This window comes from Bacillus sp. BR3(2024) (assembly GCF_039134555.1).
GTDB classification, from domain to species: domain Bacteria; phylum Bacillota; class Bacilli; order Bacillales; family Bacillaceae_G; genus Bacillus_A; species Bacillus_A cereus.
The window spans coordinates 277,501-285,000 of sequence record NZ_CP152433.1; the positions used below are offsets into that span (position 1 = coordinate 277,501).

Genomic DNA, 7,500 nt, shown 5'->3' on the forward strand with positions numbered 1-7,500 from the left:
ACCCACGCACGTTGAAAAGTGCGGGGATGAGGTGTGGGTAGCGGAGAAATTCCAATCGAACCTGGAGATAGCTGGTTCTCCCCGAAATAGCTTTAGGGCTAGCCTTAAGTGTAAGAGTCTTGGAGGTAGAGCACTGATTGGACTAGGGGTCCTCATCGGATTACCGAATTCAGTCAAACTCCGAATGCCAATGACTTATCCTTAGGAGTCAGACTGCGAGTGATAAGATCCGTAGTCAAAAGGGAAACAGCCCAGACCGCCAGCTAAGGTCCCAAAGTGTGTATTAAGTGGAAAAGGATGTGGAGTTGCTTAGACAACTAGGATGTTGGCTTAGAAGCAGCCACCATTTAAAGAGTGCGTAATAGCTCACTAGTCGAGTGACTCTGCGCCGAAAATGTACCGGGGCTAAATACACCACCGAAGCTGCGGATTGATACCAATGGTATCAGTGGTAGGGGAGCGTTCTAAGGACAGTGAAGTCAGACCGGAAGGACTGGTGGAGTGCTTAGAAGTGAGAATGCCGGTATGAGTAGCGAAAGACGGGTGAGAATCCCGTCCACCGAATGCCTAAGGTTTCCTGAGGAAGGCTCGTCCGCTCAGGGTTAGTCAGGACCTAAGCCGAGGCCGACAGGCGTAGGCGATGGACAACAGGTTGATATTCCTGTACCACCTCTTTATCGTTTGAGCAATGGAGGGACGCAGAAGGATAGAAGAAGCGTGCGATTGGTTGTGCACGTCCAAGCAGTTAGGCTGATAAGTAGGCAAATCCGCTTATCGTAAAGGCTGAGCTGTGATGGGGAAGCTCCTTATGGAGCGAAGTCTTTGATTCCCCGCTGCCAAGAAAAGCTTCTAGCGAGATAAAAGGTGCCTGTACCGCAAACCGACACAGGTAGGCGAGGAGAGAATCCTAAGGTGTGCGAGAGAACTCTGGTTAAGGAACTCGGCAAAATGACCCCGTAACTTCGGGAGAAGGGGTGCTTTCTTAACGGAAAGCCGCAGTGAATAGGCCCAAGCGACTGTTTAGCAAAAACACAGCTCTCTGCGAAGCCGTAAGGCGAAGTATAGGGGGTGACACCTGCCCGGTGCTGGAAGGTTAAGGAGAGGGGTTAGCGTAAGCGAAGCTCTGAACTGAAGCCCCAGTAAACGGCGGCCGTAACTATAACGGTCCTAAGGTAGCGAAATTCCTTGTCGGGTAAGTTCCGACCCGCACGAAAGGTGTAACGATTTGGGCACTGTCTCAACCAGAGACTCGGTGAAATTATAGTACCTGTGAAGATGCAGGTTACCCGCGACAGGACGGAAAGACCCCGTGGAGCTTTACTGTAGCCTGATATTGAATTTTGGTACAGTTTGTACAGGATAGGCGGGAGCCATTGAAACCGGAGCGCTAGCTTCGGTGGAGGCGCTGGTGGGATACCGCCCTGACTGTATTGAAATTCTAACCTACGGGTCTTATCGACCCGGGAGACAGTGTCAGGTGGGCAGTTTGACTGGGGCGGTCGCCTCCTAAAGTGTAACGGAGGCGCCCAAAGGTTCCCTCAGAATGGTTGGAAATCATTCGTAGAGTGCAAAGGCATAAGGGAGCTTGACTGCGAGACCTACAAGTCGAGCAGGGACGAAAGTCGGGCTTAGTGATCCGGTGGTTCCGCATGGAAGGGCCATCGCTCAACGGATAAAAGCTACCCCGGGGATAACAGGCTTATCTCCCCCAAGAGTCCACATCGACGGGGAGGTTTGGCACCTCGATGTCGGCTCATCGCATCCTGGGGCTGTAGTCGGTCCCAAGGGTTGGGCTGTTCGCCCATTAAAGCGGTACGCGAGCTGGGTTCAGAACGTCGTGAGACAGTTCGGTCCCTATCCGTCGTGGGCGTAGGAAATTTGAGAGGAGCTGTCCTTAGTACGAGAGGACCGGGATGGACGCACCGCTGGTGTACCAGTTGTTCTGCCAAGGGCATAGCTGGGTAGCTATGTGCGGAAGGGATAAGTGCTGAAAGCATCTAAGCATGAAGCCCCCCTCAAGATGAGATTTCCCATAGCGTAAGCTAGTAAGATCCCTGAAAGATGATCAGGTTGATAGGTTCGAGGTGGAAGCATGGTGACATGTGGAGCTGACGAATACTAATAGATCGAGGACTTAACCATATAATATGTAGCAAATGTTATCTAGTTTTGAAGGAATATGCCTTCATAGTTTGGTGATGATGGCAGAGAGGTCACACCCGTTCCCATACCGAACACGGAAGTTAAGCTCTCTAGCGCCGATGGTAGTTGGGACCTTGTCCCTGTGAGAGTAGGACGTCGCCAAGCAACTTTAAGACGAGTCAGAATGACTCGTCTTTTTTGTGTTTATAAAAATAAGAATGGCTGGTAAATCTCAGTTTATTAAAATTTCACTTTATTGTTCACATCAACAAGTTCAAAACGCTCACAGACGAGTAACATATCTTCAGAGAAATTAAGACCAATCTCATTTAGTTCCTTTGTAAAAAAACGAACATGGGTGTCTCTCCAGTAATTATAAGTACGATCTCCTTCGCCTTCAGCGATAGCGAATTCTTCGCTTACTTCATTCATTGGTGTTACAGTTACTTCTATTGTCTTAATAATAGCTACAGGTTCATCATTACTATTGAGTATAATACTATAATCATTAGTAGTCGGTAGCGATTCATTTTCTAATTCATAAAAAATGTGACCGGAGCATGTAGCTGTTTTAATACCGTCAATTACTAGTTGTGCAAGATAATTAGGGGCATCCCCAAATTGCCAAGCTGTAACAGATTCTGGTTTTTTGTTGTTTCCCCAATAAGTATCCCAATATGTCTGTGCTAATTGATTCATTTTTATCGTCACCTCACTCTAATTAATATTTAATCTCTTTATAATTCCTAGGAAATTTATTTATTTGTTATGCCTTTGTACTTATTTTTAATTTGTATCAGTGTTTTGCAAATTAAAAAGATACTATGTGGAGTGAATATAGTTTGTAAATATGTTCTGTACATATATGGGATCTTTAATTTTCCAATTGCATTTTATGATAAAGGACATAGTTACTTAAAGAACGTTCAGATTATGAATGGTAGTTTATTATCACTATGCCATATTGAAGTGAGTAATACTAGAGTTGAAATAGATAAAAAAACCGATATTCTAAATTGAATATCAGTTTAATAATATGTGACTTATATGAATCTATAGCAATACGAAAAGCGTAAATAAGATAGCCAACAAAATACGGTAGTATGCAAAAGGTTTTAAACCTATCTTCTCTAAAAGCTTTAGAAAAGTTACTACTGCTAGCATCGCTACTATAAAAGAGGTAATGAATCCTACCGCGAACATAGGGATGTCATCGACACTTAAATACTTCCAACTTTTTAGTAAGTCTAAGCCTGTTGCCCCAATCATTACAGGAAGAGCTATTAGAAAAGAGAATTCAGATGCAGTCTTATAATTTACTTTTGCTAATAGACCTCCAGAGATAGTAGAGCCAGCTCTAGAGAAGCCAGGGTATACCGCTAAGCACTGAAATAATCCGATTGTTAAAGCTTGGCGGTATGTTAAATCGTCCAGTGAATAGGCTGCTGCCCCTTTCTTTTTTACTTCTGCAAAGATCATAAGAATTGCCCCTGCTACAAGTCCAATCACAACAGTGTATGGCTGGAATAAGTATGTTTTAATAATATCATGTAGTAGCAAGCCGGCAACCACTGCCGGAAATACGCCAAGAAATACATGGAACGCGTTGAATTTTTTTTCTTTCTGTATAAGAGGTTTAATATTACATAAAGAAACGAGACGTTTATGATATAAAATTGCAATAGCTAAAATTGCGCCTAGCTGAATAACAATTTCAAACGTTTTTGCTCTTTCTCCCTCAAAGCCTAATAAATGCCCGACTAATATAAGGTGGCCAGTAGAAGATATAGGTAAAAATTCAGCTAATCCTTCTACAATACCGAGTATGAAGGCAATAATGATATCGCTCATAGTTTCACTCCTATACATTAATGAATGTCTACTTTTTTAAAATAGAATAGTGTTGCAATAAATCCGGAAATTGTCGTTACTGCAATGATGATATAAGAATACTCTGGTGGATATGTCGGTTGTAATTCGTTATTTGCGATATCTAGAGTAGCGGTCCACGGAAATAAATCTTTATGCTTGGAGTTTACGAGCATAAGATTAGTCATTGTAATAATGACTGTTAATATAATGGGTGGTACATAGCTCTTCATTACAAGAGTTAGTAGCACAATAGGTGAAGACAATAGAAAGAGAAGTCCACCACATATTAAAAATTCTAGGAAAGAACCTAAAAGTAAAGAAATGTTAAAACCAGGGAAGTTCCCCAATAGCCCTAATATTAAAGTAAGTGCCCAAGCGACTAAAGTTAGCATCATAATCCAAAGAAAGAGAATGATGAATTTACTTGTAATAAAGCTAATGCGTGACACGGGGATAGTTAGTAAATTTTTCAGTGTATCTTCTGTATATTCGCGGGTAAGCAAATAAGCAACCACTACTCCATATAAGGGGAATCCTATAACTAAAGTAGTATATAAGTTAACGTCAGTAAATAATTGATCGAACCAAATAGTTGGAGTTGGCTGTTTTGTTTTTATATGTATATAAGAGGCTACTACAACTAAGAAAGGTGCGACACCAGCACCAATAATGCTAATTAAAAACATATTAGAGCGTTTTAGTTTTAAGAGTTCTGTATAGAGTAGATTAACCAATTGTTCCACCTCCAACTAGTTTGGTGAAATAATCTTCTAGTCTATCTTCACTTATCATCATTTTTAATACTTCAATATCGTTAAGAACGAACGTTCTGTTTATGTATCCTTGTTGTCCAAAATGAGAGTAAATACGAATATTTCCTTCATCATGTACTTCATAATCAAAAATTTGAAGATGATTTTCTAATAACATCACAGCTTTATCGTCATTATTCACTTGAAACTCTATGTACTTACGGTTTGCTTTGCGCAGCGTATCAAGAGAAACTTCTTCTAGTAACTTTCCTTCATGAATAATTCCGATACGATCAACTAACTGTTCTACCTCGGCTAATATGTGACTAGAAATCAGTATTGTTATATTTCTTTCTTGAGCTAAAGAATGAATAAGTTTTCGCATTTCTTTAATACCAATAGGGTCTAGTCCGTTAGTTGGTTCATCTAATATGAGTAGCTCAGGATAATGGAGAAGAGCACGCGCAATTCCTAAGCGTTGCTTCATTCCTAAAGAATACTTTCCTACTAACTTTTTTGTCTCATGCTGCAAGCCTACTATTTCTAATGCTTCTTCGATAGCATTCTTTTTGTGAACCCCAATTATTTTTGCATTAATTAATAGGTTTTCTTTTGCAGTTAAGTTTTCATAAAATCCTGGAACTTCAACTATAGAACCAATTCTGCTTAAAATATCTTTTTGATTTTGGAATAAGTTCTCTCCGAATATTTCAATCGTTCCACTTGTAGGCTTTATAAGACTAAGCAGCATGCGAATGGTTGTTGTTTTACCAGCACCGTTGCGGCCTATGAAGCCATAAATCTCCCCTTGTTGAACATTAATATTTAAATTATCTACTGACTTTTGATTGCCATATACTTTAGTAAGGTTAGTCGTTTTTATAATTGTATTTATAGGAGACACCTGCTTTCTATAAGTTCTTACTTACATCATAAAAAGGAAGGCTTAACTGCATATTAATCATTTCTTAACTATTTCTTAAAAGTATTGTGTTTTGGAATAGAAAAGCCAAAAGTAGTTCGTTTCCATGGAGTACTTTCAACCCATATATGTCCACCGTTTTTCTCAACGAGCGCTTTGGAAATAGAAAGCCCGAGACCGCTACCACCAAATGAAGAGTTTCTTGATTGTTCGCTTCGGTACATTCGCTCAAATACGTTTTGTAAATCATGTTTTGGAATACCAGGGCCTTGATCCCAAATATGAAGTTCGTATTCTGCATCAGCTTCTAGCAATTCGACTCCTATTGTTTTCCCATCCTTTCCGTAATAAATTGCATTTTTCATTAAATTACCGATAATCCGCATAATGCTTAGATGATCTGCGATGATAGGACAAGTAGACTCTGGTATGCGAATTTGCAGTTCGATGTTATGTTTTGAGAGCTCAGGTAAAAATTCAATCAAAACTTCTCTAGTAACTTCAGAAAAGTCGAGTTCTTCTTCTTTTAGTGGAAATTCATTAGCGTCTAGCTTCGCCATATTGAATATTTCATCAACTAGGTGCTTTAAGTTATTTGATTTCATATAGAGTATTTTAAGATATTCTTGTTTTTCTATTTCAGAAGCAGCAACTCCGTCTTTCAAAGCATCTATATATCCGATAATGGAGGTGAGTGGTGTTCGTATATCGTGGGAGATACTAGACAAAAGTTGTTTTCTGGATTCTTCGGATCTTTTGGCTTCAATTTGAACCTGCTCTAATTTACCTATTAGCTCGTTTATTGAAAAAACGATATTATGTAATGAGTGGTCATTGCTTGTGAATAATCTCGTTTGTAAGTTTCCTTTTAGTACACGACTTAATTTAGTATCCATTGCTTTGCGATGTTGAATGAATTGTATTCTTGAAAAGAAGAGATAAATTGTAATTAAGATAAGGATAATAAATAAAGACATTTTTATTCTTGGATCCATTTGTATGTTTAAAATCCCGCAAATGATAAGTTGTAATGAAATCAGGAAGAGGGTTTTATCAGTCTTCAAGCTTTTCACCTACAAACTTATAACCAATTCCCCATATAGTCTGAATGAATTTTGGATTGGAAGGGTCAATTTCTATTTTCTTTCTAAGTTTTCGAATATGTACCATAACGGTATTGTCATCTTCTATATAATTATTGTCCCATACATTTCGGAAGAGCTGTGTTTTTGTAAATACTTGCCCTGGGTTTGAAGTAAAGAATTTTAACAGTTCCAGTTCTTTTCCGGTTAAGCTAATTTCTTCTTTGTTTGTATGAACTGTGTATGTATTTAAATTGATAGTTAGTCCTTTAAAAGATAAAGTTGTTTTTTCTTGAGCAGTATTGTTACTTCCGAGAACTAAAAAACGCCGCATAAGAGCTTTTACTCGTGCAATTACTTCGTGAATGCTGAAAGGTTTCGTAATATAATCATCAGCACCAATGCTTAAACCTAAAATTTTATCAACTTCGTGATCTTTAGCGGTGAGCATTAATATAGGTACGTTAGTTTTATCTCTAAGTTTTTTACATACCTCGATTCCATCTATTTTGGGCATCATAAGATCTAGTATAACGAGGTTATAGTTATTTTGATTAAATAAATGTAAGGCTTCTTTGCCGTTGATTGCAGTGTCTACCATGTATAATTCTCGTTCTAAATATATTTTTAATAAATTTCGGATTTCTTTATCGTCGTCTGCTATAAGGATACGTATATCTTTCATATCTTCACCTGCTTCTAATAGAGTTTTATTGATAGTACAACAACT

Annotated in this window: 6 protein-coding genes and 2 rRNA genes (1 of these 8 only partly in view); 2 read left to right on the forward strand and 6 right to left on the reverse strand. The window is 39.0% G+C overall.

The annotated features are described in order from the left end of the window. Together V7S45_RS01585 and rrf are read left to right on the forward strand one after the other, a co-directional pair. Positions 1-2,142: ribosomal RNA gene (locus tag V7S45_RS01585) — 23S ribosomal RNA — on the forward strand (it extends 780 nt beyond the left edge of the window). Between the two features lie 49 nt (positions 2,143-2,191). Further along, positions 2,192-2,307, forward strand: a 5S ribosomal RNA gene (gene rrf, locus V7S45_RS01590). A gap of 75 nt (positions 2,308-2,382) precedes the next feature. Here the strand turns inward: rrf and V7S45_RS01595 are convergent. The 6 genes from V7S45_RS01595 to V7S45_RS01620 form a co-directional block, all read right to left on the reverse strand. Next, the gene (locus tag V7S45_RS01595; protein WP_001072420.1) at positions 2,383-2,841 is read right to left on the reverse strand and encodes an ASCH domain-containing protein; all 459 of its coding nucleotides are present in this window, start codon (positions 2,839-2,841) and stop codon (positions 2,383-2,385) included. 354 nt (positions 2,842-3,195) lie between these two features. Further along, complete coding sequence (uppP, locus tag V7S45_RS01600) at positions 3,196-3,993, reverse strand: undecaprenyl-diphosphate phosphatase UppP (RefSeq protein ID WP_001279958.1); 798 nt, start codon at positions 3,991-3,993, stop codon at positions 3,196-3,198. 17 nt (positions 3,994-4,010) lie between these two features. Beyond that, positions 4,011-4,748, reverse strand: coding sequence for an ABC transporter permease (locus V7S45_RS01605; RefSeq protein WP_000247711.1), 738 nt, complete (start codon positions 4,746-4,748; stop codon positions 4,011-4,013). After that, the gene (locus V7S45_RS01610; RefSeq protein ID WP_000074581.1) at positions 4,741-5,670 is read right to left on the reverse strand and encodes an ABC transporter ATP-binding protein; all 930 of its coding nucleotides are present in this window, start codon (positions 5,668-5,670) and stop codon (positions 4,741-4,743) included. Before V7S45_RS01610 ends, V7S45_RS01605 begins: the two co-directional genes overlap by 8 nt. 68 nt (positions 5,671-5,738) lie before the next feature. Then, on the reverse strand, positions 5,739-6,752 hold the full coding sequence (locus tag V7S45_RS01615) for a HAMP domain-containing sensor histidine kinase (protein WP_000845329.1): 1,014 nt from the start codon (positions 6,750-6,752) through the stop codon (positions 5,739-5,741). Further along, positions 6,742-7,455, reverse strand: a complete 714-nt coding sequence (locus tag V7S45_RS01620; protein WP_048657123.1) for a response regulator transcription factor — start codon at positions 7,453-7,455, stop codon at positions 6,742-6,744. Before V7S45_RS01620 ends, V7S45_RS01615 begins: the two co-directional genes overlap by 11 nt. Positions 7,456-7,500: the final 45 nt, after the last annotated feature.

Coding starts and splice junctions, on each gene's coding strand:
- uppP (WP_001279958.1), bottom strand. CDS start 3,993: ATGAGCGATATCATTATTGCCTTCATACTCGGTATTGTAGAAGGATTA.
- V7S45_RS01595 (WP_001072420.1), bottom strand. CDS start 2,841: ATGAATCAATTAGCACAGACATATTGGGATACTTATTGGGGAAACAAC.
- V7S45_RS01620 (WP_048657123.1), bottom strand. CDS start 7,455: ATGAAAGATATACGTATCCTTATAGCAGACGACGATAAAGAAATCCGA.